Below are 2,568 nucleotides of genomic sequence, written 5' to 3' on the forward strand. Positions count from 1 at the left end.
GGCATAAAACAGCATTACGGCAACACCTTCGGGATATTCGCCAATGGCAAATGCACCTAAAGTGGCTATGGACATTAAGAAGAATTCCGTAAAAAAATCACCATTTTTGATACTCTTCCAACCTTCTCTTATTACCGGAAAACCAACTGGAATATAGGCGACAGAATACCAAACGATTCTTATCCATCCTTTAAAATGTGGAAATGCTTCAAAATAATCAATGGCAATACCTGCAATCAACATCACAAAGCTGAAAATAGCTGGTAGATAGGTTCTGAAATTAGATAGTTGTTCTGGACTGCTGTGGTTATGGCCATCATCGTGTGAATGCTCGCCTGAATGCTTTTTAGTGTCTATATCCCGTAGGTTTATTTTTTTCTTTTTCATATTGTAAAATTCTTTAAATTAAGTATGCGACGGAAGTGCATTTATTGTCCGCTACACTTTTCGCAAATTCCTTTGAGCACCAAATTGGCATCCTCAGCAACATAGCCATCAGGCAAATTGATATGCGGGATTTTTTGTTCCGTTAAACAAACCGTTTCGTCACAGTTATTGCAATGAAAATGCAAGTGCAAATCTTGTTCAAGTTCACAGTTGCAACCCGGTTCGCACAATGCAAATTTTGAAATATGGGTGCCATCATCTATTTGGTGTACGATACCTTTTTCCTCAAAGGTTTTGAGGGTGCGGTAAAGGGTAGTTCTGTCCGCTTTTGCGAAAGCATTCTCGATATCCGTGAGCGCAACCGCAATTTCTTTTTCGGCCATATACTTATAAATCAATATGCGCATTGCCGTGGGGCGAACCCCATTGTCATTCAATCTTTTTTCTATTTCTTTCATTTCTCATCGATGCTGTTTTTGATTTTTTGTGCTTTGGAATAAGCTTCCCAACCCTCTTTTGCCGCGTATGGCACTATCAACAATGCCGCAACGGGGTCGGCCCACCACCAGCCCAGCCATTTCACGAGCAATAGACCTATTAGGACTACTATGGTTTGATACAGACAGATAAAAGTATCCTTGGCATCAGCTAATAAAGCAGGGCTATCCAATTTATGTCCGTACTTTCTTTTGTAATAAATCAGAAATGGATTTACCACTAAGGAAACTATCAGTATTACGATACCTATCGTGGACCAACATGCCGTTTCTTGACTTATCAATTTTGAAATGGAATCATAGGATATGAAAATGCAGATGAGTGCAAAGGATATTGCGATGACATAAAGGGTTGTCATTTTTCTTTGCTCTACACGCTTTTCGTCCAGACCCTTGATATCGCCGTGCAATCGCCAACCGAGCGTTCCTGCACTAATGACTTCTATGGTGCTGTCCAATCCCCAGCCTATCAAGGCGGAACTGTTTGCCGTGAATCCCGCGATGAGCGATACGACCACTTCGATAATGTCATAAATGACATTCCATATCTGAAGCGTTCTTGCTTCCTTTAAATTTTGCTTTCTTTTTTGGTCCATTTTTTAATGTCCTTCTTCTTCGTTTTCCCCTTTTTTCATTTCCGCCATTAAGTAGTAGGCGTTATTAAAGGCATACTTAGTATTTGGTTCTTGTTCGGTAAGAAAATCAATGGCAATCCAATCGCCATCGTGAGTTCCTTTTATAATTTCCACGGGCATAAACTTCCAATCCTCGCCTTCCTTTTTTGCTATAAATACAAAGGACTTTTCGCCATCGGCTGAGATGGCACTTTCAGGAATTGCCGTGGTCATTGTGTTGTCGGTTTGGATGCGTCCTTGAATATACATTCCCGGTATCAGGTTGCCTTCTTTGTTCTCGATTTCGGCGTGTACGTGTATCGCTTTGGGGTTCTGCTCAAAAGTTTTTCCTACGGAATAAATTTCCGCTGTCAGTTCCTTTCCCGGAATGGATTGGACATTGAACCGAACGGTTTGTCCTTCCTTTACTTTGTACACATCCTTTTCAAACACCATCAAATCGGCGTGTACGTGATGGGTGTCCACGATTTCCATTAGGTCGGTCTGGGGTTCTACATATTGTCCTGTTTTAACGGCTACTTTTTCCACAAAGCCTTGAATGGGACTTCGTAGCGCAACCCTTTGATAAATAGTGCCATTTCTCACACCTGATGCACTAACATTTAATTGTTGTAATTGTGCTTCCAAACCGTTCACCATACTTCTGGAAGCTTGATATTCCGCTTCTGCTTTTTGGAAATTGGCACCGCTGCCCACACCTGCATCATAAAGAGTTTTTTGGCGTTCGTATCCTTTTTTGAGAAACTGACTGTTACTATATGCATTGAGATAATCCGTCTGTTTTTGTATGATATTAGGATGTGACAGATAGGCAACAGTCTGACCTTTGTTGACCTTATCGCCCTCGATGACCTCAATAGAAACCACGTTCGCACCCACGACCGTAGTGATGGTCGCTTCATTTTGTGGCGGAACTTCCAATTGACCGTTCGCTTCTACGTATCCGCTCATATTGCGCTGGGCAAGCGTATCGACTTCCATTTGTAGGGCATCATACTGTTTAGCAGTAAGTGTTACTATTTCATCTTCTTCAGAGTGATTTTCTTCTT

The 2,568-nt window shown here is 41.5% G+C and carries 3 protein-coding genes and 1 pseudogene; all 4 read right to left on the reverse strand.

Annotation, left to right across the window (positions count from 1 at the left end):
• Window positions 1–387: pseudogene (locus AACP56_RS17835) on the reverse strand (heavy metal translocating P-type ATPase); the annotation flags it as partial.
• Between the two features lie 41 nt (window positions 388–428).
• Window positions 429–845 carry a Fur family transcriptional regulator gene (locus AACP56_RS17840; protein WP_339340025.1) on the reverse strand — a complete coding sequence of 139 codons (417 nt, stop codon included), beginning with the start codon at window positions 843–845 and terminating at the stop codon, window positions 429–431.
• Window positions 842–1,480: a cation diffusion facilitator family transporter gene (locus tag AACP56_RS17845; RefSeq protein WP_339339057.1), complete on the reverse strand. Its 639-nt coding sequence runs from the start codon at window positions 1,478–1,480 to the stop codon at window positions 842–844. The genes AACP56_RS17840 and AACP56_RS17845 overlap by 4 nt, the downstream gene beginning before the upstream one ends.
• Window positions 1,481–1,483: 3 nt before the next feature.
• Window positions 1,484–2,568: efflux RND transporter periplasmic adaptor subunit (locus AACP56_RS17850; protein ID WP_339339055.1), on the reverse strand; the 1,085-nt coding region annotated here is incomplete at its 5' end.

The sequence above is a fragment of the Croceitalea sp. MTPC6 genome, from assembly GCF_036985525.1.
Lineage (GTDB): Bacteria > Bacteroidota > Bacteroidia > Flavobacteriales > Flavobacteriaceae > Croceitalea.

Bases quoted from the DNA above. Each gene is read 5' to 3' on its own strand.
- AACP56_RS17840 (WP_339340025.1), bottom strand. From the start codon at position 845: ATGAAAGAAATAGAAAAAAGATTGAATGACAATGGGGTTCGCCCCACG.
- AACP56_RS17845 (WP_339339057.1), bottom strand. From the start codon at position 1,480: ATGGACCAAAAAAGAAAGCAAAATTTAAAGGAAGCAAGAACGCTTCAG.